Origin of the sequence: Streptomyces sp. TLI_55, from assembly GCF_900206255.1 — a bacterium.
Taxonomy (GTDB): Bacteria; Actinomycetota; Actinomycetes; order Streptomycetales; family Streptomycetaceae; genus Streptomyces; species Streptomyces aquilus.
On the sequence record NZ_OAOJ01000001.1, the window covers coordinates 5,119,857 to 5,142,564 of the forward strand.

The 22,708-nt window shown below is 71.0% G+C and carries 22 protein-coding genes; 11 read left to right on the forward strand and 11 right to left on the reverse strand.

The genetic code is table 11. From position 1 onward, the window contains the following. Positions 1 to 2 precede the first annotated feature (2 nt). Entirely contained in the window at positions 3 to 1,310 is a 1,308-nt protein-coding gene (locus tag CRP56_RS23510) for an ArsA family ATPase (RefSeq protein WP_097267045.1), read from the reverse strand. Beyond that, a complete protein-coding gene (locus CRP56_RS23515) occupies positions 1,307 to 2,284 on the reverse strand; it encodes an ArsA family ATPase (RefSeq protein ID WP_097267047.1) in 978 nt (325 codons plus the stop codon). The genes CRP56_RS23510 and CRP56_RS23515 overlap by 4 nt, the downstream gene beginning before the upstream one ends. Before the next feature lie 85 nt (positions 2,285 to 2,369). Here CRP56_RS23515 and CRP56_RS23520 point away from each other — a divergent pair, with 85 nt between their 5' ends. From CRP56_RS23520 to CRP56_RS23535, 4 genes are all read left to right on the forward strand, one after another. Next, entirely contained in the window at positions 2,370 to 2,528 is a 159-nt protein-coding gene (locus tag CRP56_RS23520) for a DUF4177 domain-containing protein (RefSeq protein WP_003967454.1), read from the forward strand. Then, positions 2,525 to 2,992, forward strand: a complete 468-nt coding sequence (locus tag CRP56_RS23525; RefSeq protein ID WP_097267050.1) for a RidA family protein — start codon at positions 2,525 to 2,527, stop codon at positions 2,990 to 2,992. Before CRP56_RS23520 ends, CRP56_RS23525 begins: the two co-directional genes overlap by 4 nt. Positions 2,993 to 3,078: 86 nt before the next feature. Further along, positions 3,079 to 3,948: an NUDIX hydrolase gene (locus tag CRP56_RS23530; RefSeq protein ID WP_097267053.1), complete on the forward strand. Its 870-nt coding sequence runs from the start codon at positions 3,079 to 3,081 to the stop codon at positions 3,946 to 3,948. After that, positions 3,945 to 4,784, forward strand: a complete 840-nt coding sequence (locus CRP56_RS23535) for an MBL fold metallo-hydrolase (protein WP_097267055.1) — start codon at positions 3,945 to 3,947, stop codon at positions 4,782 to 4,784. The genes CRP56_RS23530 and CRP56_RS23535 overlap by 4 nt, the downstream gene beginning before the upstream one ends. A gap of 8 nt (positions 4,785 to 4,792) precedes the next feature. Here CRP56_RS23535 and CRP56_RS23540 read toward each other — a convergent pair whose 3' ends face one another. Together CRP56_RS23540 and CRP56_RS23545 are read right to left on the reverse strand one after the other, a co-directional pair. Further along, positions 4,793 to 5,614, reverse strand: coding sequence for a nucleotidyltransferase domain-containing protein (locus tag CRP56_RS23540; RefSeq protein ID WP_097267057.1), 822 nt, complete (start codon positions 5,612 to 5,614; stop codon positions 4,793 to 4,795). A gap of 122 nt (positions 5,615 to 5,736) precedes the next feature. Continuing rightward, a complete protein-coding gene (locus tag CRP56_RS23545) occupies positions 5,737 to 6,411 on the reverse strand; it encodes a Crp/Fnr family transcriptional regulator (protein WP_058924095.1) in 675 nt (224 codons plus the stop codon). A gap of 348 nt (positions 6,412 to 6,759) precedes the next feature. Between CRP56_RS23545 and nth the strand changes: the two genes are divergently transcribed. Genes nth through CRP56_RS23560 form a run of 3 tightly spaced genes read left to right on the forward strand, consistent with a single transcriptional unit; the run spans position 6,760 to position 9,658 of the window. Further along, complete coding sequence (gene nth, locus CRP56_RS23550) at positions 6,760 to 7,665, forward strand: endonuclease III (RefSeq protein WP_373559670.1); 906 nt, start codon at positions 6,760 to 6,762, stop codon at positions 7,663 to 7,665. 52 nt (positions 7,666 to 7,717) lie between these two features. After that, positions 7,718 to 8,410 (forward strand): NUDIX hydrolase, encoded by a 693-nt coding sequence (locus CRP56_RS23555; protein WP_097267061.1) that lies wholly within the window; start codon positions 7,718 to 7,720, stop codon positions 8,408 to 8,410. A 48-nt stretch (positions 8,411 to 8,458) separates the two neighbouring features. Further along, positions 8,459 to 9,658: a MarP family serine protease gene (locus tag CRP56_RS23560; protein WP_097267064.1), complete on the forward strand. Its 1,200-nt coding sequence runs from the start codon at positions 8,459 to 8,461 to the stop codon at positions 9,656 to 9,658. 25 nt (positions 9,659 to 9,683) lie between these two features. Here the strand turns inward: CRP56_RS23560 and CRP56_RS48480 are convergent, their stop codons facing one another. The 5 genes from CRP56_RS48480 to acs all read right to left on the reverse strand — a co-directional run bounded on the left by CRP56_RS48480 (position 9,684) and on the right by acs (position 15,029). Beyond that, a complete protein-coding gene (locus CRP56_RS48480; protein WP_097267066.1) occupies positions 9,684 to 9,866 on the reverse strand; it encodes a hypothetical protein in 183 nt (60 codons plus the stop codon). A gap of 127 nt (positions 9,867 to 9,993) precedes the next feature. Continuing rightward, positions 9,994 to 10,938, reverse strand: a complete 945-nt coding sequence (locus CRP56_RS23570) for an alpha/beta fold hydrolase (protein WP_097267068.1) — start codon at positions 10,936 to 10,938, stop codon at positions 9,994 to 9,996. After that, positions 10,935 to 11,423 carry a phage holin family protein gene (locus CRP56_RS23575; protein ID WP_097267070.1) on the reverse strand — a complete coding sequence of 163 codons (489 nt, stop codon included), beginning with the start codon at positions 11,421 to 11,423 and terminating at the stop codon, positions 10,935 to 10,937. Before CRP56_RS23575 ends, CRP56_RS23570 begins: the two co-directional genes overlap by 4 nt. Before the next feature lie 62 nt (positions 11,424 to 11,485). Then, positions 11,486 to 12,922 carry a Na+/H+ antiporter NhaA gene (gene nhaA, locus CRP56_RS23580; protein ID WP_097267072.1) on the reverse strand — a complete coding sequence of 479 codons (1,437 nt, stop codon included), beginning with the start codon at positions 12,920 to 12,922 and terminating at the stop codon, positions 11,486 to 11,488. 148 nt (positions 12,923 to 13,070) lie between these two features. Beyond that, positions 13,071 to 15,029 (reverse strand): acetate--CoA ligase, encoded by a 1,959-nt coding sequence (gene acs, locus CRP56_RS23585; protein WP_097267073.1) that lies wholly within the window; start codon positions 15,027 to 15,029, stop codon positions 13,071 to 13,073. 267 nt (positions 15,030 to 15,296) lie between these two features. On the opposite strand from acs, the gene CRP56_RS23590 reads away from it, so the two are divergent. Beyond that, positions 15,297 to 15,917 (forward strand): RNA polymerase sigma factor, encoded by a 621-nt coding sequence (locus CRP56_RS23590; RefSeq protein WP_097267075.1) that lies wholly within the window; start codon positions 15,297 to 15,299, stop codon positions 15,915 to 15,917. Further along, positions 15,914 to 16,504 carry a hypothetical protein gene (locus CRP56_RS23595; protein ID WP_097267078.1) on the forward strand — a complete coding sequence of 197 codons (591 nt, stop codon included), beginning with the start codon at positions 15,914 to 15,916 and terminating at the stop codon, positions 16,502 to 16,504. Before CRP56_RS23590 ends, CRP56_RS23595 begins: the two co-directional genes overlap by 4 nt. 116 nt (positions 16,505 to 16,620) lie before the next feature. Here the strand turns inward: CRP56_RS23595 and CRP56_RS23600 are convergent, their stop codons facing one another. Further along, the gene (locus CRP56_RS23600; RefSeq protein WP_097267080.1) at positions 16,621 to 19,143 is read right to left on the reverse strand and encodes a bifunctional SulP family inorganic anion transporter/carbonic anhydrase; all 2,523 of its coding nucleotides are present in this window, start codon (positions 19,141 to 19,143) and stop codon (positions 16,621 to 16,623) included. A gap of 308 nt (positions 19,144 to 19,451) precedes the next feature. Here CRP56_RS23600 and CRP56_RS23605 point away from each other — a divergent pair, with 308 nt between their 5' ends. Then, positions 19,452 to 20,726: a hypothetical protein gene (locus CRP56_RS23605; protein ID WP_097267082.1), complete on the forward strand. Its 1,275-nt coding sequence runs from the start codon at positions 19,452 to 19,454 to the stop codon at positions 20,724 to 20,726. A 7-nt stretch (positions 20,727 to 20,733) separates the two neighbouring features. On the opposite strand, the gene CRP56_RS23610 is transcribed toward CRP56_RS23605, so the two are convergent. Further along, positions 20,734 to 21,714 (reverse strand): nucleotide-binding protein, encoded by a 981-nt coding sequence (locus CRP56_RS23610; RefSeq protein ID WP_097267084.1) that lies wholly within the window; start codon positions 21,712 to 21,714, stop codon positions 20,734 to 20,736. A gap of 101 nt (positions 21,715 to 21,815) precedes the next feature. Here CRP56_RS23610 and CRP56_RS23615 point away from each other — a divergent pair, with 101 nt between their 5' ends. Beyond that, on the forward strand, positions 21,816 to 22,640 hold the full coding sequence (locus CRP56_RS23615; RefSeq protein ID WP_097267086.1) for a Fic family protein: 825 nt from the start codon (positions 21,816 to 21,818) through the stop codon (positions 22,638 to 22,640). The last annotated feature ends 68 nt before the right edge of the window (positions 22,641 to 22,708 follow it).

The following is a 22,708-nucleotide window of genomic DNA, read 5'->3' on the forward strand; positions in this document are numbered from 1 at the left end:
GGTCATTCCTCCGCCGTCTCGGGCAGCTCCGGCCGGCCGGCCGCGAGCCGTGCCCCGATGTCCCGCAGCCCCGCGAGGTCATGGACGTCGCCGGGCAGCGCGGCCACCTCTGCCACCGCCACCTCGGGGTGGAGCGCGGTGAAGCGGTCGCGCGTGCGCTGCTCGCGGGAGAGCAGCTGCATACGCTCGGCATGCAGCCTCAGCAGACCTGCGGTGAGTTGTGGGACGGTCGGGTCCGAGGTGGGGGAACCTGAACTGCCGTCTGTGTCGGGAGAGTTACGAACACCAGCTTTCCCGTCCTCCTGATCGACAATGCGGGACTCCTCAAGATTTTCCGCGGCGCGGTCGCCCACGAGATCGAGCTCCTCCGCGGCGGCGAGTGCCCGCTCGGCCGACAGCCGGGCGGCGCCGCTGCCGTGGACCCGGTTGAGCACCAGCCCCGCGAGCGGCATGTCCTCGGCCGCGAGCCGCTCCACGAAGTAGGCGGCCTCGCGCAGCGCGTCCCGCTCGGGCGCGGCGACCACCAGGAAGGCGGTGCCGGGCGCCTGGAGCAGCTTGTACGTGGCGTCCGCGCGTGTACGGAAGCCGCCGAAGGTGGTGTCCATCGCGGAGACGAACGTCTGGACGTCCTTGAGCAGCTGGCCCCCCAGCAGCTTGCCGAGGGTGCCGGTCATCATCGACATCCCGACGTTGAGGAACTTCATCCCCGCGCGACCGCCCAGCTTGGCCGGGGCGGTGAGCAGCCGGATCAGCCGGCCGTCGAGGAAGGACCCCAGCCGCTTGGGAGCGTCCAGGAAGTCCAGCGCGGACCGGGACGGCGGGGTGTCGACGACGATCAGGTCCCACTCGTCCCGCGCGCGAAGCTGCCCCAGCTTCTCCATCGCCATGTACTCCTGCGTACCCGCGAAGCCCGCCGAGAGCGACTGGTAGAAGGGGTTGCCCAGGATCGCGGAGGCCCGCGCGGGGTCCGCGTGCGCCTCGACGATCTCGTCGAAGGTGCGCTTCATGTCGAGCATCATCGCGTGCAGCTCGCCTGCGCCCTCGACGCCCTTCACCCGGCGCGGGGTGTTGTCGAGGGAGTCGATGCCCATGGACTGGGCGAGCCGGCGGGCCGGGTCGATGGTCAGCACGACCACCTTGCGGCCCCGCTCGGCGGCCCGCAGCCCGAGCGCCGCCGCGGTCGTGGTCTTGCCGACCCCGCCCGAGCCGCAGCACACCACGATGCGGGTCGCCGGGTCGTCGAGCAGGGGGTCGAGATCGAGCACGCGCGCGGGGGAGAGGCGGTGCTGCCGCTCGGCTTCCGGGCTCATGACATCCCCTGCTTCCGCAGTTCCTTGGCCAGTTGGTACAAGCCCGCCAGGTCCATGCCCTCGGCGAGCAGCGGCAGTTCATGCAGCGGCAGGCCCAGCTCGCCGAGCACCGCGCGCTGCTCGTGCTCCAGCGCGTACCGCTCGGCGTACTCCTCGGCCTGGGCCAGGAGCGGGTCCACCAGCCGCTCGGCGTGCCCGCCGCGCCGCGCACCGCCGAGTCCCGCGGCGGACAGCGACTGCGCGAAGGAAGAACGAGGCGTGCCGCGTACGAGTTCCAGCTCGGCCGCGTCCAACACCTCCGGGCGCACCATGTTCACGATGACCCGGCCCACCGGCAGCTTCGCCGCCCGCAGCTCCGCGATGCCGTCCGCGGTCTCCTGGACGGGCATCTCCTCCAGGAGCGTCACCAGGTGCACGGCCGTCTCCGGCGACTTCAGCACCCGCATCACGGCCTGCGCCTGATTGTGTATGGGCCCTATCTTGGCGAGCCCCGCCACCTCGTCGTTCACGTTGAGGAAGCGGGTGATGCGCCCGGTGGGCGGCGCGTCCATCACCACGTAGTCGTAGACGAACCGCCCGGACTTCTCCTTGCGGCGCACCGCCTCGCACGCCTTGCCGGTCAGGAGCACGTCCCTGAGGCCGGGCGCGATGGTGGTGGCGAAGTCGATGGCGCCGAGCTTCTTCAGGGCGCGGCCCGCGCCGCCGAGTTTGTAGAACATCTGGAGGTAGTCCAGAAGGGCCAGTTCGGGGTCGATGGCGAGTGCGTACACCTCCCCGCCGCCGGGAGCTACCGCGATCTTCCGTTCCTCATAGGGCAATGCCTCCGTCTCGAAGAGCTGTGCGATGCCCTGCCGGCCCTCGACCTCGACGAGAAGCGTGCGCTTCCCCTCCTCGGCCAGGGCCAGCGCGAGGGCTGCGGCCACCGTGGTCTTACCGGTTCCGCCCTTGCCGCTGACGACCTGGAGCCTGCTCACGTCTTCGAGCGTAACCACTCGGCGTGCGCGTCAAGCAGCAGGCTGTGGATAAGCGTCAAAGCAGCGGGCGGCTAGAGTCGGCCACATGACCAAGTGGGAATACGCGACTGTGCCGCTGCTCGTGCACGCGACGAAGCAGATTCTGGACACCTGGGGCGAGGACGGCTGGGAGCTCGTCCAGGTCGTGCCCGGGCCGAACAACCCCGAGCAGCTGGTGGCCTACCTCAAGCGGGAGAAGGCGTGAGCGCCGTCGAGGCTCGGCTGGCCGAGCTCGGACTGACGCTGCCCGAGGTGGTGCCGCCGCTCGCCGCGTACCAGCCGGCCGTGCAGTCCGGGGTGTACGTGTACACCTCCGGCCAGCTGCCGATGGTCGAGGGCAAGCTCCCGGTCACCGGCAAGGTGGGCGCCGAGGTCACCGCGGAGGAGGCCAAGGACCTGGCCCGCATCTGCGCCCTGAACGCGCTGGCGGCCGTCAAGTCCGTCGCCGGTGACCTGGACCGGGTCGCGCGCGTGGTGAAGGTCGTCGGGTTCGTGGCCTCGGCCGCGGACTTCACCGGCCAGCCCGGCGTGATCAACGGCGCCAGCGAGCTGCTCGGCGAGGTCCTCGGCGACAAGGGCGTGCACGCGCGCAGCGCCGTGGGCGTGGCCGTGCTGCCGCTGGACGCGCCGGTGGAGGTCGAGGTCCAGGTGGAGCTCACGAACGCGTAGAGCGCCGCCTACGGGCCCGTACGGCGGCATCGCCGCACTTCCGGGCCCCTCTCGAACATTCGCGCACCACGGGATAGCCTCCGCCCATGGCGAATGGGCAGTGGTTTCCGCAGGACTGGCCGGAACGCATCCGTGCGCTCGCGGAGGGCACCCTCACCCCGGTCGTCCCCAAGCGCGCGGCCACGGTCATGCTCCTGAAGGACACCGCCGCCGGTCCCGCCGTGCACATGCTGCGCAGACGCGCCTCCATGGCCTTCGCCGGAGGCGCGTACGCGTATCCGGGCGGCGGCGTCGACCCACGCGACGACGACCACCAGATCCGCTGGGCGGGCCCCACGCGCGCGTGGTGGTCACGCAGGCTGGCCGTCACGGAGACCGAGGCCCAGGCGATCGTCTGCGCGGCCGTCCGCGAGACCTACGAGGAGGCCGGCGTCCTACTCGCCGGCGAGACCCCCGACTCGGTGGTCGGGGACACCACCGGCGCGGACTGGGAGGCCGACCGAGAGGCCCTGGTCGCCCGGGACCTGTCCTTCGCCGAGTTCCTGGAGCGCCGCGGCCTGGTCCTGCGCTCGGACCTGCTCGGCGCGTGGACGCGCTGGATCACCCCCGAGTTCGAGTCCCGCCGCTACGACACCTGGTTCTTCGTCGCCGCCCTGCCCGCCGGCCAGCGCACCCGCAACGCCTCCACGGAGGCGGACCGCACGGTGTGGATCGCACCGGCGGACGCGGCCTCGGCGTACGACAAGGGCGAGCTGCTGATGATGCCGCCCACGATCGCGACGCTGCGCCAGCTGACCGGGTACGCGACGGCCGCCGAGGCGCTCGCGGCGGCGCCCGACCGCGACCTGACCCCGGTCCTGGCGCGGGCCAGGCTGGACGGCGAGGAGATTGTCCTGTCCTGGCCGGGGCACGAGGAGTTCACCAAGCACATCCCGACCGGGGGAGCCACGGCATGACCGACGCAGCAGCCCTTCCCGGCCAGCCCCGGGGCGGGGTCCTCTCCGGCCCCGCCACCCCGCGAGCCGTGAACGTGCTGGCGCCCAACGCGTCCGCGATGACCCTGGACGGCACGAACACCTGGATCCTCGCCGAGCCCGACTCCGAACTCGCCGTCGTGGTCGACCCCGGACCGCTCGACGAGGGCCACCTGCGCCATGTCGTCGACACCGCCGAGAAGGCCGGCAAGCGCGTCGCGCTCACCCTGCTGACCCACGGTCACCCGGACCACGCCGAGGGCGCCGCCCGGTTCGCCGAGCTGACCGGCACGCGCGTGCGTGCCCTGGACCCGGCGCTGCGGCTGGGCGACGAGGGGCTGGCGGCCGGGGACGTGATCACGCTCGGCGGCCTGGAGCTGAGGGTCGTACCGACCCCCGGCCACACCTCCGACTCCCTGTGCTTCCATCTCCCGGCCGATCAGGCGGTCCTGACCGGCGACACCATCCTGGGCCGCGGGACGACGGTCGTGGCGCACCCCGACGGCCGCCTGGGCGACTATCTGGACTCCCTGCGCCGCCTGCGGTCCCTCACGGTCGACGACGGCGTCCACACGGTCCTGCCGGGCCACGGCCCGGTCCTGGAGGACGCCCAGGGCGCCGTCGAGTTCTACCTCGCCCACCGCGCCCACCGGCTCGCCCAGGTGGAGACGGCGGTGGAGGACGGCTTCCGGACCCCGTCCCAGGTCGTCGCCCATGTCTACGCCGACGTGGACCGCTCCCTGTGGCCGGCGGCGGAGCTGTCGGTTCGGGCGCAGATGGACTACCTGGAGGAGCACGGGCTCATCGAGCTCCTCTAGGGCCGGCCCTAGTCCGGGCGGGATGCCTTCACGCCGTGCACGCGCGCGTACTCGTCCGCGAGCCAGGGGCCCAGATCATCGACGTACGACATCAGGACCGCGCGGTCCCCGGTCGGCTCGTGGCCGCGTACGGCCGCCTCCCGTAGTTGCTCGGCGCGCTCGGGGTAGTACGTGCCGCACGCCGCCGCCATCTCGCCCAGGTCGCTCGTCCAGCCGTTCCAGCGGGGCATGACGAGGGTGAAGCCGGTGCGGACGAGGTGGCGGGACATGAAGCGGACGAGGGGGCGCAGGGCCTCCTCGGAGTCGTCCGCGGCCTCGATGCGGGCGCGCCAGCGGGGGAGCAGCAGGGCGAGGTCGCCGTTGGTCTCGCGGGCCAGGAGCGAGTCGGGGCGGTAGCGCGGCAGGTATTCGGCCAGGTCGTCACCGAGCAGCGGGGTGCACAGACAGGCCACGAACCAGCCGAGGTCGTAGGTCTCCAGCTCGCTCAGGAGCCGCGCCCGGCCGTAGAGCAGGGTCCCGACGCCGTCGATCTCCGGGAACTCCTTGTCGAGCGCGTCGCCGAGGGCCCGTACGGCGTCCCGGTCGGCCTCCGTGGGCTCCTCGCGCAGGGCGACCAGCAGATCGAGGTCGCTGCGGCCCACGCGCGCGGTGCCGCGCGGGATCGAGCCGTAGAGGTAGGCGCTGTGCAGCCGGGACCCGAAGACGTCCAGCAGCCGGTCCCGTGCCATGGCGACGACGGGACGGAAGGCGTGCGGCACGCGCGCGAGGGAGCCTTCGCGCGCGATGTAGCCCTGCGGGTCGAGACCTTTGGAGGGCACATTTTCAGACATGGGACAACTACAGCAGTCCGTCCGGCGTTTGAGGACGAGGCCGTTCACGCCGAATGGGGGTCTGGGGGCAGAGCCCCGCGGTCTGGGGGCGGAGCCCCCAGAAGCACGGCCAGGACCGGGCGTCAGCGGGACCGCTTGGCGAGCCGCTCCACGTCCAGCAGGATCACCGCACGCGCCTCCAGACGGAGCCAGCCGCGCTGGGCGAAGTCGGCGAGGGCCTTGTTGACCGTCTCGCGGGACGCGCCGACCAGCTGGGCCAGCTCCTCCTGCGTGAGGTCGTGCACGACGTGGATGCCCTCCTCGGACTGCACGCCGAAGCGGCGGGACAGGTCCAGGAGCGCGCGGGCGACCCGGCCGGGGACGTCCGAGAAGACCAGGTCGGACATCTGGTCGTTGGTCTTGCGCAGCCGGCGGGCCACGGCGCGCAGCAGGGCGCCGGCGACCTCCGGGCGGACGTTCAGCCAGGGCTGGAGGTCGCCGTGGCCGAGGCCGAGCAGCTTGACCTCGGTCAGCGCGGTGGCGGTCGCCGTGCGCGGGCCCGGGTCGAACAGCGACAGCTCGCCGATCAGCTCACCGGGGCCGACGACGGCGAGCATGTTCTCGCGGCCGTCGGGGGAGGTGCGGTGGAGCTTGACCTTGCCCTCGGTGACGACGTAGAGCCGGTCGCCGGGGTCGCCCTCGTGGAAGAGGGAGTCGCCGCGAGCGAGAGTCACCTCACTCATGGAGGCGCGCAGCTCAGCGGCCTGCTCGTCGTCGAGTGCCGCGAAGAGCGGGTTGCGCCGGAGGACGTCGTCCACGAGTTCTCTCCTTGTCGACCTGCTCAGGGGATCTTTCTCCCCCTTGGTACCAGGGGACCGTGCTCCCCATTTTGCCGGACGGTCCAAACAGTGTGATCTGTCACAAGGATGCCGCACACCTGTCCTGAGGTAAGCGGCAGGGGTCCAATCGGGGGCCGATCTCCTGGGTCCGGGGCGATTGTCGGTGCCGGGCTTTAGGCTGGCCGGGTGTCCAAATCGCCGGTGAGAACACAGGCCAAGGGGGCTGGACGGGTGGTTGCACGTCGGGATTCCGCTGTGGGCGAACAGAACTCCGGTGGCGGAAAGAGCGAAGCGACGAAAGCCGTAAAAGCGACAAGGAAGGCTGCGGTGAAGAAGGCCCCGGAGGCTGTGCAGAAGGCTGCCGCCAAGAAGGTCGCCGTGAAGAAGGTCGCCGTGAAGAAGGCCGCCCCGGCGAAGAAGGCCGCTCCGGTGAGGAAGGTGGCCGTCAAGCCCGCCGGAGCCGAGTCCGCCACCGCCCTGGTGCGCCGCGCCCGCCGTATCAACCGCGAACTGGCCGAGGTCTATCCGTACGCCCACCCGGAGTTGGACTTCACCAACCCCTTCCAGCTCGTCGTCGCCACGGTCCTGTCGGCCCAGACCACCGACCTGAGGGTCAATCAGACGACCCCCGCGCTCTTCGCCAAGTACCCCACCCCCGAGGACCTGGCCGCCGCCAACCCCGAGGAGGTCGAGGAGATCCTCCGCCCGACCGGGTTCTTCCGGGCCAAGACCAAGTCGGTCATAGGGCTGTCGAAGGCGCTGGTGGAGCAGTTCGGCGGCGAGGTGCCCGGCAAGCTGGAGGACCTCGTCAAGCTGCCCGGCGTCGGCCGTAAGACCGCGTTCGTGGTCCTCGGCAACGCCTTCGGGCGCCCCGGCATCACCGTGGACACGCACTTCCAGCGGCTGGTGCGGCGCTGGCAGTGGACGGACGAGACCGACCCCGACAAGATCGAGGCCGCGGTCGGCGCGCTGTTCCCGAAGAGCGACTGGACCGACCTCTCCCACCACGTCATCTGGCACGGCCGCCGCATCTGCCACGCCCGCAAGCCCGCCTGCGGCGCCTGCCCCATCGCCCCGCTCTGTCCGGCGTACGGCGAGGGCGAGACGGACCCCGAGAAGGCGCGCAAGCTCCTCAAGTACGAGAAGGGCGGCTTCCCGGGCCAGCGCCTCAACCCGCCCCAGTCCTATCTGGACGCGGGCGGCAAGGCGGCCCCGCCGCTGGGGGCCGGATGACGGAACGATCTGTGGATACCCGGGCGTTGAAGCGGGTGGAACGGGGGTGGCGATGACGCACGCGAGCAACGCGCAGGGGAGCGTGGCGCTGAGCAAGGAAGGCCTGCCCGGCTGGCTGGACCCGGTGGTGCGCGCCGTGGAGACGGTCGAGCCGGTGCAGCTGAGCCGCTTCCTGCCGCCGGCGAACGGCGCGGGGCGGCAGTCCGCCGTACTGATCCTGTTCGGGGACGGCGAGCGCGGGCCCGAGCTGCTGCTCATGGAGCGGGCCAGCTCGCTGCGCTCCCACGCCGGGCAGCCGTCCTTCCCGGGCGGCGCCCTCGATGCGGAGGACGGCGATCCGCAGGGTGACGGGCCGCTGCGGGCCGCGCTGCGCGAGGCCGAGGAGGAGACGGGCCTCGATCCGTCCGGCGTCCAGCTCTTCGGCGTGCTGCCCAAGCTGTACATCCCGGTCAGCGGCTTCGTCGTCACGCCCGTGCTGGGCTGGTGGCGCGAGCCGACGCCGGTGGGGGTCGTCGACCCCAACGAGACGGCCCGCGTCTTCACCGTCCCCGTGGCGGATCTCACGGACCCGGACAACCGGGCCACCGCCGTCCACCCCAGCGGCCACCGAGGCCCGGCATTCCTGGTCGAATCGGCCCTGGTCTGGGGATTCACGGCCGGAATCATCGACCGTCTGCTGCACTACTCCGGCTGGGAGCGCCCCTGGGACCGGGACAGGCAGGTCCCGCTCGACTGGCGGTCATGACAGGGTGTCTGCCGTGCTGTGTCATGTGATGAGGCGAGGCCTGAACCGGTGAACGTGCTGGACATCCTGTTGCTGGTCGCCGCCGTGTGGTTCGCGATCGTCGGCTATCGCCAGGGCTTCGTCGTCGGCATCCTGTCGGTGATCGGTTTCCTGGGCGGCGGTCTCGTCGCCGTCTATGTGCTCCCCGTCATCTGGGACGCCCTGACCGACAAGTCGGAGGTCAGCACCACCGCGGCCGTCGTCGCCGTGGTCGTCGTCATCGTCTGCGCCTCCGTCGGCCAGGCCCTGACCACCCACCTCGGCAACAAGCTCCGCCGCTACATCACGTGGTCCCCGGCCCGCGCCCTGGACGCCACCGGCGGCGCGCTGGTCAACGTGGTCGCGATGCTCCTCGTGGCCTGGCTCATCGGCTCCGCCCTCGCCCAGACCACCCTGCCGACCCTCGGCAAGGAGGTCCGCGGCTCCAAGGTGCTCCTCGGTGTCTCCGAGGCGCTGCCGGACGCGGCCGACACCTGGTTCAAGGACTTCACCTCGGTCCTCGCGCAGAACGGCTTCCCGCAGGTCTTCAGCCCGTTCTCCGACGAGCCGATCAAGGAGGTCCAGCCGCCGGACCCCGCGCTCGTGGGCAGCCCGGTCGCCGCCAAGGCCAAGCAGTCCATCGTCAAGGTCATGGGCACCGCCCAGAGCTGCGGCAAGGTCCTCGAAGGCAGCGGCTTCGTCTTCGGCGAGCGCCGCGTCATGACCAACGCGCATGTGGTGGGCGGCGTCGACGAGCCCACCGTCCAGATCGGCGGCGAGGGCCCGAAGTACGACGCCACGGTCGTCCTGTACGACTGGAAGCGCGACATCGCCGTCCTCGACGTACCCGAACTGAAGGCGCCCGCCCTGAAGTTCACGGCCACGGACGCCGTGAGCGGCGACGACGCGATCATCGCGGGGTTCCCGGAGAACGGCTCGTACGACGTCCGTGCGGCGCGCGTGCGCGGCCGCATCCCGGCCAACGGTCCGGACATCTACCACCGCGGCACCGTGCACCGTGATGTGTACTCCCTCTACGCGACCGTCCGCCAGGGCAACTCCGGCGGCCCGCTGCTCACGCCCGAAGGCGAGGTGTACGGGGTCGTGTTCGCGAAGTCCCTCGACAACGCCGACACCGGGTACGCGCTGACCGCGGACGAGATCCGGGAGGACATCGACAAGGGGCGCACCGCGAACCAACAGGTGGACAGCGACAGCTGCGCGCTGTGAGTCGCGGGGAGGGCTTGAGGGTGCGTCAGCCTCGGGGGTGACGCAGCCTTACCGAGACCCAGCGGGCCCGGCGGCGCAGGATGCGCGGGATGCCCACCCGGAGGTCCGTTCCCTGCTCCTGCGGGGCACCTCCTCGCTGGTGGGGGCTCAGACCGTGGCCCGAGCGGCGGGAGCGTGCTGCGTCACTGTAGTCGTGCGTCCAGCCCATACCCCGACGTGTGCCCCTGCCCCAAGGTCGATAACCGCCCCCACGGCCCCCAATTGGCCTATGCGCCGGGCAAGTGGCTGTTCGTAGGACAGATGTTCAGGTCCGGATACCGGGCGCGATCGGACGGTCACCGATCGGGTTCGGGGTCTTTCAGCCAATTGATCAGTTCCGTGGAGAAAGCGACCGGATCCTCCTCATGAGGGAAGTGCCCGAGACCGTCGAACAGCCGCCAGCGGTACGGCGCTTCGACGTACTCCCCGGAACCGGCCGCGCTCCGGGTCCGCAGCACCGGATCGAGCGAGCCGTGCAGATGCAGCGTCGGCACGCGGACCGGCCGCTTCATGCGCCGGTTGAACTGGATGCCGTCCGGGCGGGCCATCGAGCGCACCATCCAGCGGTACGGCTCGATCGAGCAGTGCGCGGTCGACGGGATGCACATCGCGCGGCGGTACGTCTCCACGGCGTCGTCGTCCGGCAGGCTCGGCCCGGACCAGTCCCGGATCAGCTCGGCGACCAGCGCGCCGTCGTCCGCGGTCAGCTGCCGCTCCGGGATCCAGGGGCGCTGGAACCCCCAGATGTAGGACCCGGCGCGCGTCTGCTTGACGTCCGAGAGCATCGCCGAGCGCCAGCGCCGCGGATGCGGCATCGAGGACACCGCGAGCCGCCGCACCAGCTTGGGCCGCATCGCCGCCGCCGTCCACGCCAGATATCCGCCCAGGTCATGGCCGACCAGCGCGGCGTCCGGCTCGCCGAGCGAGCGGATCACGCCGGTGATGTCGAGGGCGAGGTTCGCCGGGTCGTAGCCGCGCGGGGTGCGGTCGCTGCCGCCGACACCCCGCAGGTCCATGGCGACGGCCCGGAACCCGGCGTCCGCGAGCGCGGGCAGCTGATGCCGCCACGCCCACCAGAACTGCGGGAAGCCGTGCAGCAGCAGCACCAGCGGCCCGTCGCCCATCTCGGCGATGTGGAACCGCGCGCCGTTGGCGGCGACGTCCCGGTGGGTCAGCGGTCTGTCACCGAGGACGTCGGGCCGTACGACGGATTCGGCCGAAGGGGTGGCGGGCTCGCTCATGACGACGAGCGTGCCACAGCCTCGATGGCCTCCGGGACACGGTCCTGCGGCAGCTCGGGCCGCGGGTGCGGCTTGGCGTTCTGCAGGATGCTCGCCGACTCCTTCATCGATGCCGCGGTCTTCTGCGCGCCACCGCTCTGCTTGGCCTTCTTCGCGAAGACCACGCCGATCAGCGCGAGGACGCCCGCGATGAGCACGTTGGCGGCGAAGGACAGCAGGAAGCAGACCGCGAGGTTCCAGTCGCTCCAGGTCCGGATGCCGTACGCCAGCGCGAAGTTCAGCATCGGCAGCGAGAAGACCAGCACCGCGCCGGCCACCGTGAACGCGCCGCCGCTCGTCGCGCCGCGCTTCACGTCCCGCTTGAGCTGCGCCTTGGCCAGTGCGATCTCGTCGTGCACCAGCGCGGACATCTCGGTCGTCGCCGAGGCGAACAACTGGCCGATGCTGCGTTCGGCGCCGACCGGGCTGCCGTCGGGTGCGCTCATCGCGGTCTCCCTATATTCACTGGGACTCTATGGGGCGTGTCCTTTTGTACCGTCCCGTCAGATCATGCCCGACGGTCGTCCTCCTCGCCTGCCCCGCCCGTCACTTCGGCAAGCCCGGCGCGTTGCGCGGCCTTCAGTTCGGCGATCCGGCGGTGCTCGGCGGCCTTGCTCTCGTGGATCGCGGCCATCCGCAGGTGGTACGCGGGGTCGTCCTCCTCGTAGATGTCCGGGATGCCGTCGAGGTCGTCGTCGCGCTCCTCGGCCTCGACCATCCGCCGGTACTTGGCGTTGCGCACCTTCAGCAGCACGGTCGCGAGACTCGCCGCGATGACCGAGCCCGCCAGGACGGCCGCCTTGACCTCGTCGGTGAGGGCCGCGTCCCCGTCGAAGGCCAGCTCGCCGATGAGCAGCGACACGGTGAAGCCGATGCCGGCGAGGGTCGCGACGGCGAAGACGTCCGCCCACTCCAGGTCGTCGCTGAGCGAGGCCCGGGTGAACCGTGCCGTCAGCCAGGTCCCGCCGAAGATGCCGATCGCCTTGCCGACGACGAGCCCGAGGACGACGCCGAGCGTCTCCGGCTTGGTGAACACGTCGCCCAGGGCGCCGCCGGAGACCGAGACCCCGGCGCTGAACAGCGCGAACAGCGGCACGGCCAGGCCCGCCGACAGAGGGCGTACGAGGTGTTCGACGTGCTCGCCGGGGGAGTGCTGCTCGCCCTCGCGCGTGGTGCAGCGCAGCATCAGCCCCATGGCGACGCCGGCGATGGTGGCGTGGACGCCGCTGTTGTACATCAGCCCCCAGATCACCAGGGCGAGCGGGACGTACACGTACCAGCCGCGCACCCCCTTGCGCAGCAGCAGCCAGAAGACGACCAGGCCGATCACCGCGCCGCCGAGGGCGGCGAAGTCGATCCGGTCGGTGAAGAAGACCGCGATGATCAGGATCGCGAAGAGGTCGTCGACGACGGCGAGGGTGAGCAGGAAGGCGCGCAGGGCGCTGGGCAGGGACGTTCCGATGACGGCGAGCACGGCGAGCGCGAAGGCGATGTCGGTGGCGGTCGGGACCGCCCAGCCGTCGAGCGACCCGCCGCCGCTGAGGTTGGTGAGCGTGTAGACGAGCGCCGGTACGGCCATCCCGCACAGGGCCGCGACGACCGGCAGCGCGGCCGCCTTGGGGTCCCTGAGGTCACCGGCGACCAGCTCGCGCTTGAGTTCGATGCCGGCGACGAAGAAGAAGAGCGCGAGGAGTCCGTCGGCGGCCCAGTGGGCGACGGAGAGATTCAGGCCGAGGGCTTCGGGGCCGAAGTGGAAGTGGCTGACGGACTCGTAGCTGTCGTGCAGTGCGGGTACGTTCGCCCAGATCAGCGCGGCGATCGCGGCGGCGAGGAGCAGCACACCGCCGACGGTCTCGGTGCGCAGCGCGTCCGCCACGAAGGTGCGTTCGGGCAGCGAGAGCCGTCCGAAGACCTTGCGGGGGGTGGTGGAGCGGGGCGCGGCCATCAGGGGGACCTCCGGTCGGTGGGTAGGGCTGAGCTGCTCGCCGACCAGACTTCCCGGCACACCTGTGGGGTCACGCTAGTTTTGTTTAGTTTACCTAAAAGGGGCGCCCGGCGCGTTCTGACGCCGGACGCCCCTTTTCTTTAGGTTCCTAGTCCTCGCTGGGCGCGGCCGGGAGCTTCGCCTGGATGAGGTCCATGACCGTGGAGTCGGTCAGGGTCGTCACGTCACCGAGCTGGCGGTTCTCGGCGACGTCCCGCAGCAGGCGGCGCATGATCTTGCCGGAGCGGGTCTTCGGCAGCTCGGCCACCGGCAGGACGCGCTTGGGCTTGGCGATCGGGCCGAGGGTGGCGCCGACGTGGTTGCGCAGGTCGGCGATGAGGTTCTCGTCCTCGGCGTTCGCCGTGCCGCGCAGGATCACGAAGGCGACGATGGCCTGCCCGGTGGTCTCGTCGGCGGCACCGACGACGGCCGCCTCGGCGACGGACGGGTGGGAGACGAGCGCGGACTCGACCTCGGTGGTGGAGATGTTGTGCCCGGACACGAGCATCACGTCGTCCACCCGGCCGAGCAGCCAGACATCGCCGTCGTCGTCCTTCTTCGCGCCGTCACCGGCGAAGTACTTGCCCTCGAAGCGCGACCAGTACGTGTCGAGGAAGCGCTGGTCGTCGCCCCAGATGGTGCGCAGCATCGACGGCCACGGCTCGGTCAGGACCAGGTAGCCGCCACCGCCGTTCGGCACCTCGTTGGCCTCGTCGTCGACGACGGTCGCGGAGATGCCGGGCAGCGGGGTCTGGGCCGAGCCGGGCTTGGTCTCGGTGACGCCGGGCAGCGGCGAGATCATCATCGCGCCGGTCTCGGTCTGCCACCAGGTGTCCACGATCGGCGTCCGGTCGGCGCCGATGTGCTTGCGGTACCAGATCCAGGCCTCGGGGTTGATCGGCTCGCCCACCGACCCCAGCACCCGCAGGCTGCTGAGATCGAACTTCGCGGGGATGTCGTCGCCCCACTTCATGAACGTACGGATGGCGGTCGGCGCCGTGTACAGGATCGTGACCCCGTACTTCTGCACGATCTCCCAGAAGCGGCCCTGGTGCGGGGTGTCCGGCGTGCCCTCGTACATGACCTGGGTGGCGCCGTTCGCGAGCGGCCCGTAGACGATGTACGAGTGCCCGGTGACCCAGCCGACGTCGGCCGTGCACCAGTACACGTCCGTCTCCGGCTTGAGGTCGAAGACGGCGTGGTGGGTGTACGCGGCCTGGGTGAGGTAACCGCCCGAGGTGTGCAGGATGCCCTTCGGCTTACCCGTCGTACCCGACGTGTAGAGGATGAAGAGCGGCTGCTCGGCCTCGAAGGCCTCGGGGGTGTGCTCGGCGGACTGCCGGTCGACGATCTCGTGCCACCACACGTCGTGGCTGTCGTCCCAGGCGACGTCCTGCCCGGTACGGCGTACGACCAGCACGTGCTCGACGTTGTCGACCTTGGCGATCGCCTCGTCCACGGCCGGCTTGAGCGCGGACGGCTTGCCGCGCCGGTAGCCGCCGTCGGAGGTGATGACGACCTTGGCGTCCGCGTCCTGGATACGGGTCGCGAGCGCGTCCGCGCTGAACCCGCCGAAGACGACGGAGTGCGCGGCGCCGATGCGGGCGCAGGCCAGCATCGCGATCGCCGTCTCCGGGATCATCGGCATGTAGACGGCGACCCGGTCGCCCTTCTGAACTCCCAGCTCCAGCAGGGCGTTCGCGGCCTTGGAGACCTCGTCCTTGAGCTCGGCGTAGGTGAGGGCGCGGCTGTCGCCGGGCTCCCCCTCGAAGTGGATGGCGACCCGGTCGCCGTGGCCCGCTTCGACATGCCGGTCGACGCAGTTGTAGGCGACGTTGAGCTCGCCGTCCTTGAACCACTTGGCGAACGGCGGGTTCGACCAGTCCAGCGTCTCGGTCGGCTCCTTGGCCCAGGTCAGCCGACGGGCCTGCGCGGCCCAGAAGCCCAGCCTGTCAGCCTTGGCCTGTTCGTACGCCTCCGCGGTGACGTTGGCGTTCGCTGCCAGGTCCGCGGGCGGCGCGAACCTGCGCTCTTCCTTGAGCAGGTTGGCCAAGGATTCGTTGCTCACGACATCTCCCTTTCCCAGGGTGTCCGTTGTGTCCCAGGCCACAGCTCATCAGACCGAAGCCCCTGCTGACAAGGGTCGACGGAAAATTGGTTTAGACCTGTGCGGGACGGTCTGTGGGGGACCTTTTCGTACGTCTCCAGCGGCGGCCGACGTCATCCGTACCCACGGACGCCGACCAGGCAGAGTTCAGCCCCTGTAACGCCTTTCACACTCCGGCCCAAGTACTGATGAAGCGCCTGATGAAGCGCCTGATGAAGCGCCACCGACATGAAGGAGGTACGTGTGGAAGGGATACGGGGCGGGCCGCAGGCGGCGGTCCGCGACCCAGAGCTCTTCGAGGAGTTCTACCGGCGCCATGTGGACGCGATGACGTCTTTCGTGGCCCGGCGTGTCGCCGACCCGCACACGGTCGCCGACCTGACCGCCGAGATCTTCCTCGCGGTCCTGGACTCCGCCCACACCTACCGCCCGGGCCGGGGCAGCGAGACGGCCTGGCTCTACGGGATCGCCCGCAACGTCGTCGCGGGGGAGCACCGCCGCGTGGCCCGCGAGACGGCCCGCGACCGGCGCATCTCCGGGCGGCGGCTGCTGGAGCCGGACGACATCGCGCGCCTTGAGGACAAGCTCGACGCGGAGTCCCCGGGCCGCCGCGCCCTCGCCGCGCTGGAACGGCTCCCCGCGGGGGAGCGAGCCGTTCTGGAGCTGATCGTGGTCGACCAGCTGACGGTCCCCGAGACCGCCGCCGCCCTGGGCATCACCCAGGTCACGGCCCGCGTGCGGCTGCACCGGGCCCGCAAGTCGCTGCGCCGGGCGGCGGACGAGCCCGCCGACGGCCCGCGCGCCACCACCCTGTCGTACGTCACCGGAGGAACCGGGGGAGAGGCATGACCACCAGGACGACATTCGAGGACCGGCTGCTGGCGGAACTGCGCCGCGAGATCGACCTGCGCGCGGCCGACGCTACGGCCGAGGCGGCACCGACGCCCGCGGAGCGCCGCCGCTTCCGAGGCCGTACGGCTCTTACGGCTCTTACGGCGCCGAGGCTCGGCCTCGTCGCCCTGGCCTGCGCCGCCGTCGCGGCCGCCGCGGTACTGATGCCGGGCTCCCCCGCCGAGAGCCCGGCCTACGCGGTGGTGTCCCACTCGGACGGGAGCCTGACGGTCACCCTGAACGACATCGGCCTCGGCGGCACCCTGCCGGACGAATTCGTCGACCGGCTGGAGGCGAACGGCATCCACGTCGTCGTGGACAAGCTGCCGAACGGTTACGAGTGCGCCGAGGGCCGGGGGGAGTGGGTCCGGGGCCGCCCCGAGGCGGACGGGGGCCCCAGCCAGGTGTTCGACCTGCGGCGCGGGGACTCCCTTGCCGTCGTGAGGGCGGGGCAGCGCCAGCCCGACGGGAGCTTCATGACGGTCAGCGGCTTCGGCTTCTACCGCGGTGAAGTCGCCCCGTGCCATCCGATCCCCGCTCCGTAGTCCCGCTCCGTAGTCCCGCTCCGTAGTCCCGTTCTGTAGTCCCGCTCCGTAGCCCCGCCCGGCGGAGACGTCCGGTCTTCGCCGGGCGGGGCGTGCGGGTGGGGTGACTGCGAGGGTCACGCGGGGCTGCGCAGCCCCTCCGTGTCGACCACGTGATCCGTCACGTGGTCGAACACCCCCGAGTCCGAGGCCTCGGTGAGCAGATACGCCTGGGCCTCACCCACGTGGAAGTACATCCCGTGCAGCTCCAACTCCTCTCTGTGCAGCGCCCGGGCCACCGACTCGTGCGCCCGCAGATGCTCCAACTGCTGGACCACGTTGGTCAGACAGAGCTGCTCCACCGCGTCCGCGGGCGCCCGGCCGGAGAGTCTGACCCACGTCCGGCTGTCGTCGGCCATGCGCTCCAGACTCGGCAGCCCGTGCCGCAGCCACCGCTTGAGCGGCGTCTGGGCGCCCCCGGGCTCGGAGTTGAGCAACGCCTGCATGGCTCCGCACCCGGAGTGCCCGCACACCGTGATGGACCGCACCTTCAGCACGTCCACCGCGTACTCGATCGCGGCCGCCACCGAGTCGTCCCCGCTCTCCTCGCCGGGCAGCGGGACGAGGTTGCCGACGTTGCGCACCACGAACAGGTCGCCCGGACCACTGGAGGTGATCATCGAGGTGACCAGCCGTGAGTCGGCGCAGGTGAGGAAGAGCTGGGAGGGCCGCTGCCCCTCACGGGCCAGCCGCGCCAGCTCACCCCGCACCAGGGGCGCGGTGTTGCGCTGGAACGCGCTGATGCCACGGGCCAGTTCATGCCCGCTCGGTCCGACAGCGCTGGCGGCGCCGAGGGAGGGGGTGCCAGGAGCACCGATCGTGCCGGACGTGCTGGATGTGCCGGACGTGGTGGGCGTACCGGGCTGGCCAGGTGCGTCGGACGCGTCGGACGTCTCGGACGGCGGTGCGGACGGCGGGCGTTCGCACTGGTGGTTGCGCCAGGGTGTCCAGGGGCGGCAGCGGCAGCCGGCGGCGTTCGGTGGCGCGTCGGCGTCCGCCGGGGGCGTGAGGCCGGCGCCGGTCGCGGGCGTCTCGCCGGGCTCGGCGATCGTGATTCCGGCGCGGCGGCCCGTGAGTTCGACGGTGCCGCCCTGGGCGGTATGCGTGTTCTGCCAGTCCTGCAATGCCTCGAACGCCGCGTGATCCATGAAGGAGCCGTCCAACTCGACGACGACATGGGCGCCTTGGGGTACGAGGTGCAGGGCCCGGCTGAGGCGGGGCACCGCGAGGAACGTCAACTGGCCTCGTACATGGACGTGATGGACTCCTTCCTGTTCGTCGTGCTCGTGCGTGATGCGGGTGCGGGTGAGGCGGTGCAGGGCGACGGCGACGGCCACGGCGATGCCGAGCGTCACGCCCTCCAGGACGCCGAGGCCCACCACGCCGAGGGTGGTGACGGCGTACACCAGCACCTCGCGGTGGCGGGTCACCGTACGGATGTGGTGCAGGGACACCATCTGGATGCCGACGGCCATCACCAGGGCGGCGAGTGAGGCGAGCGGGATGAACTCCAGGACGGGGACCATCAGCAGTGCGGCGATCACTACGAGAACGCCGTGCAGCATCGTGGAGTTCCGGCTCACGGCACCCGCGTGCACATTCGCCGAACTGCGCACGGCGACCCCGGCGACCGGGAGTCCGCCGAGCGTGCCGGAGACGATGTTGGCGGCGCCCTGGCCGAGCAGCTCACGGTCCAGGTTGGAGCGTCCGACCCGGGCGGTCAGACCGGGCCGGGCGGCCGCCATCTTGTCCACGGCGACCGCGCCGAGCAGCGACTGCACGCTGCACACCAGGGTCGTCGTCAGGACGGCGGCGGCGATGCCGAGCACCGGCCCCTCGGGGAGTCCGGCCAGGGCATGGCTGCTCCAGGAGGGCAGGTCCACCTTGGGCACGGAGAGCCCGGTGAGGGCCGCGACCGCGCTGGCGCCGGTGACGGCGACGAGGGCGGCCGGGACCTTGCGCAGCAGGCGGCCCACCCGGCCGGGGATGCGCGGCCAGAGCAGCAGCAGGGTCAGCGTCAGCGCGCTCACCGACACGGCGGCGGGCGCGAGGCCGGCCAACTGGGCGGGCAGCGCGCGGAGGTTGGCCAGGACGGAACTCTGCGGGGTGCCGCCGAGCACGATGTGCAGCTGGGCGACGGCGATGGTGACGCCGATGCCGGCGAGCATGCCGTGCACGATCGCGGGGCTGACGGCGAGGGCGGTGCGGGCCACGCGCAGGCAGCCGAGGCCGAGTTGGGCGAGACCGGCGAGGACCGTGATCGCACAGGTCGTGCGCCAGCCGTAGCGGTGGATGAGGTCGGCGGTGACGACCGTGAGTCCGGCGGCGGGGCCGCTCACCTGGAGCGGGGAGCCGCCGAGCCGTCCGGCGACGATGCCTCCCACGGCGGCGGCGACGAGGCCGGCCTGGAGGGGCGCGCCGGTGGCGAGGGCGATGCCCAGGGACAGGGGCAGGGCGATCAGGAAGACCGCGATCGAGGCCGACACGTCGGCGCCCGCGATGCGGAAGCGGCGGGGCGGGGGCGGCGGGGGGCTGTGGGGGCGGTGGATGCGCTTCGGCCGACTCGAGTCGGTGGCGCGGGTGGGGACGCAGGCGGACATAATTCCCGTCTCCTCCGGGGCAGCGCGGTCGCGGAACAGGTGGTCCCCCGCCGGATGACGGGGGGCGGGTCGCGGCCGTGGGTCACGGCGTGCAGCGGCGGGATGAATCAACGCTCGGTAAACGGATCGTAATTCAGAGTAAAGGCCAGGCATAGACTTTCCTGGCAAATGGGTTAATAAGTCACCCATCAGGGTGATGCGGACATTTGATCGGCTTGTCGTACTAATTCCTTCTCGGTCTCGTGCGAGCTTGGCGGCGCTGTCGTTGGCCCCAGTTCCCGAGACAGAAGGAAGTAGGTGGGCGGAACATGGCCGCCACCCAGAGGATCGCCGCCGGCGCCGTGGTCGCCGCGGTCTGTGCCGCATCGCTCGCCGGTTGCGCGATCGGCACCGACGGTTCCAAGGAAGGGGCCGCCGGCCCGCAGAAGGCGAAGCCCGCCCAGGCACCGCCGAAGAGCCCGGTCCGCCTGATCGGCGACGGCTCCACCGCGTACACCGGCGCCCAGCCGCATCTGCCCCGGCCGGAGCGCATGAAGCCCGGTCAGAAGCCTCCGCAGTTCGTGGTGTTCTCCTGGGACGGCGCCGGTGAGGACGGCCAGAAGCTGTTCTCCCACTTCCGCAAGGTCGCCAAGGCGAACCACGCGACCATGACCTACTTCCTCAGCGGTGTGTACATGCTGCCGGAGGAGAAGCGCGACCTGTACCGGCCGCCGCAGCACTCCCCGGGCCGCTCCGACATCGGCTTCAACGACGAGGAGGGCATCGCCGCGACCGTGAAGCAACTGCGCGGGGCGTGGCTGGAGGGCAATGAGATCGGCACCCACTTCAACGGCCACTTCTGCGGCAGCGGCGGCGGGGTCGGCCAGTGGTCGGTCGCCGACTGGAAGGACGAGATCGCCCAGGCGAAGCAGTTCGTGAAGTCCTGGAAGACCAACACCGGCATGAAGAAGGCCGCCCCGCTCCCCTTCGACTACGACAAGGAGCTCGTCGGCGCCCGCACGCCCTGCCTGGAGGGCCAGAAGAACTTCATGAAGGCCGCCCGCGAGCTGGGCTTCCGCTACGACACCAGTGGCGTCAACGAGCAGCTCTGGCCCCGGAAGAAGGAGAGGCTGTGGGACCTGTCGATGCAGCTCGTGCCGTTCCCCGGGCACTCCTACGAGCAGCTGACCATGGACTACAACTTCATGGTCAACCAGTCCGGCACCAACACGCAGGGCGACCCGAACAGGTACGAGTTCTGGGGCGACCAGATGCGTGACGGCCTGCTCAAGGGCTTCCACCGCGCCTACGACGGCAACCGCGCCCCGCTGATCATCGGCAACCACTTCGAGTCCTGGAACGGCGGCACCTACATGCGTGCCGTCGAGGAGACCGTCGAGCGGGTCTGCAACAAGCCCGACGTGCGCTGTGTCTCCTTCCGGCAGCTCGCCGACTGGCTGGACGCCCAGGACCCCGAGACCCTGGCCAAGATGCGGACGCTCGGCGTCGGCGAGGCCCCCAAGCAGGGCTGGGCGTCCTTCCTCTCCAGCCGTCCGGCCCCGGCCCCGAAGGGCGTACCGGGGGCACCGGCGGCCAAGCGGTAGGAGTCCGTCAGGCGGTCGCCGCCAGGCTCTCGCCGAGCACGAACCCGGGGTCGACCTGCGCCGCCAGGTCGGCCCCGGTCCGCTCGTTGCCCCAGGCCTGGGCGTTCTTCAGGTGGAAGTGCACCATCTGGTGGGTGTAGCGCTGCCAGTCGCGCAGGTCGTACGTCGCGTCGACGGCCGTCTGCAGCAGGCGCAGGGCGCGGCGGTTGGTGTCCTCCAGGAGCGCGAACCGGGGCGGCCGGCCCTTCTCCATGGCGCGCACCCAGTCCGAGTGCCCGACCGTCACGAGCAGGTCGTCCCCGACCTCGGCGCGCAGGAAGTCGAGGTCGTCCTGGCCCTGCACCTTGTTGCCGACGACTTTGAGCACGACGCCGTAGTCCTGGGCGTACTCCTTGTACTGGCGATAGACGGAGACCCCCTTCCGGGTCGGCTCGGCGACGAGGAACGTGATGTCGAAGCGGGTGAACATGCCGGAGGCGAAGGAGTCGGAGCCGGCCGTCATGTCCACCACGACGTACTCGTCACGCCCGTCCACCAGGTGGTTCAGGCACAGCTCCACCGCTCCCGTCTTGGAGTGGTAGCAGGCCACTCCGAGGTCGGCGTCGGTGAAGGGCCCGGTGACCATCAAACGGACGGTGTCGCCGTCGAGTTCCACCGGCCGGGCGCAGGCGTCGTAGACCGGGTTGTCCTCGCGTACCCGCAGCAGCCGGGAGCCCTCGCCGGGCGGTGTGGTCTTGATCATCGTCTCGGCGGAGGCGATGCGCGGGTTGTCGCCGCGCAGGTACTCCTTGATCAGCTTCAGCCGCTCGCCCATCGCGGGCAGCGCGGCGGCCTCCGCCTCGTCGAGGCCGAGGGCGGCGCCCAGGTGCTGGTTGATGTCGGCGTCGACCGCGACCACCGGCCGCCCGGTCGTGGCGAGATGCCGGATGAACAGGGAGGACAGGGTGGTCTTGCCGCTGCCGCCCTTCCCGACGAAAGCAATTTTCATGTTCACGAAGGGTAGCGGTGTGATAGCTGTACGTGGCAGGTGTGCGTGAAGAAGACCACTCCATCGTGGGGTCCGGTCCGCGGTTGCGTAGTGTCGTACTCATGAGTACGACAGGCGCGACCGCCGACCCGCTCGCGGCCCTGGGCTCGTTGCCCGGTGTGGCCGACTCCGTGGAGTCCGTGCGCAAGGCCGTGGACCGGGTCTACGGGCACCGGATCATGCGGCGCCGCAGCAATACCGTCACCGGCGAGGCCGCGCTGCGTGGCTCCCGCGGCTCCGCGGCGTTGTCCGGCGCCGACTGGGCGCTCGAAGAGGTGCGCCGCCGCTCCGACTTCAGCGGGGACGACGAGGCGCGCGTGGTGGGTGCCGCGCTCAGGCTGACCGCCGAGGCGGGCCAACTCCTGTCCATCTGGCGCCAGTCGCCCCTCCGTGTCCTGGCCCGGCTGCACCTGGTGGCCGCGGCGAGCAACGGCGACGAGGTCGGGCGCCCGCGCCGGGAGGGCGAATCGGTCGATGAGCCGCTGATCGAGCTGCCGCTGCCGAGCGCGGCGGAGGTCAACGGCCGGCTGGAGGGACTGTCCGAGCTGATCATCGCGGGCAGTTCCGCCCCTGCGCTGGTGACGGCTGCCGTCGTGCACGGTGAACTCCTCGCGCTGCGGCCCTTCACCTCGCACAACGGCCTCGTCGCGCGCGCGGCCGAGCGCATCGTCCTGATCGGCAGTGGTCTCGACCCCAAGTCCGTCTGTCCGGCGGAGGTCGGCCACGCCGAACTGGGCCGGGCGGCCTATCTGGCAGCCCTTGAGGGCTATGTCTCCGGCACTCCGGAAGGGATGGCCGCTTGGATCGCCCACTGCGGCAAGGCGGTCGAACTCGGTGTGCGCGAGTCGACAGCGGTGTGCGAGGCGCTGCAGCGCGGGGCGGCGTAAGGCATGAAACAGGCCCCCGCGCGGGGGGCCTGAACAGGGTTGCGGCGGTACGAGAATTCGTACCGCCG

Bases quoted from the DNA above. Each gene is read 5' to 3' on its own strand.
- CRP56_RS23510 (WP_097267045.1), bottom strand. From the start codon at position 1,310: ATGAGCCCGGAAGCCGAGCGGCAGCACCGCCTCTCCCCCGCGCGCGTG.
- CRP56_RS23520 (WP_003967454.1), top strand. From the start codon at position 2,370: ATGACCAAGTGGGAATACGCGACTGTGCCGCTGCTCGTGCACGCGACG.
- CRP56_RS23530 (WP_097267053.1), top strand. From the start codon at position 3,079: ATGGCGAATGGGCAGTGGTTTCCGCAGGACTGGCCGGAACGCATCCGT.
- CRP56_RS23535 (WP_097267055.1), top strand. From the start codon at position 3,945: ATGACCGACGCAGCAGCCCTTCCCGGCCAGCCCCGGGGCGGGGTCCTC.
- CRP56_RS23540 (WP_097267057.1), bottom strand. From the start codon at position 5,614: ATGTCTGAAAATGTGCCCTCCAAAGGTCTCGACCCGCAGGGCTACATC.
- CRP56_RS23555 (WP_097267061.1), top strand. From the start codon at position 7,718: ATGACGCACGCGAGCAACGCGCAGGGGAGCGTGGCGCTGAGCAAGGAA.
- CRP56_RS48480 (WP_097267066.1), bottom strand. From the start codon at position 9,866: ATGGGCTGGACGCACGACTACAGTGACGCAGCACGCTCCCGCCGCTCG.
- CRP56_RS23570 (WP_097267068.1), bottom strand. From the start codon at position 10,938: ATGAGCGAGCCCGCCACCCCTTCGGCCGAATCCGTCGTACGGCCCGAC.
- CRP56_RS23575 (WP_097267070.1), bottom strand. From the start codon at position 11,423: ATGAGCGCACCCGACGGCAGCCCGGTCGGCGCCGAACGCAGCATCGGC.
- nhaA (WP_097267072.1), bottom strand. From the start codon at position 12,922: ATGGCCGCGCCCCGCTCCACCACCCCCCGCAAGGTCTTCGGACGGCTC.
- CRP56_RS23590 (WP_097267075.1), top strand. From the start codon at position 15,297: ATGAAGGAGGTACGTGTGGAAGGGATACGGGGCGGGCCGCAGGCGGCG.
- CRP56_RS23595 (WP_097267078.1), top strand. From the start codon at position 15,914: ATGACCACCAGGACGACATTCGAGGACCGGCTGCTGGCGGAACTGCGC.
- CRP56_RS23600 (WP_097267080.1), bottom strand. From the start codon at position 19,143: ATGTCCGCCTGCGTCCCCACCCGCGCCACCGACTCGAGTCGGCCGAAG.
- CRP56_RS23605 (WP_097267082.1), top strand. From the start codon at position 19,452: ATGGCCGCCACCCAGAGGATCGCCGCCGGCGCCGTGGTCGCCGCGGTC.
- CRP56_RS23610 (WP_097267084.1), bottom strand. From the start codon at position 21,714: ATGAAAATTGCTTTCGTCGGGAAGGGCGGCAGCGGCAAGACCACCCTG.
- CRP56_RS23615 (WP_097267086.1), top strand. From the start codon at position 21,816: ATGAGTACGACAGGCGCGACCGCCGACCCGCTCGCGGCCCTGGGCTCG.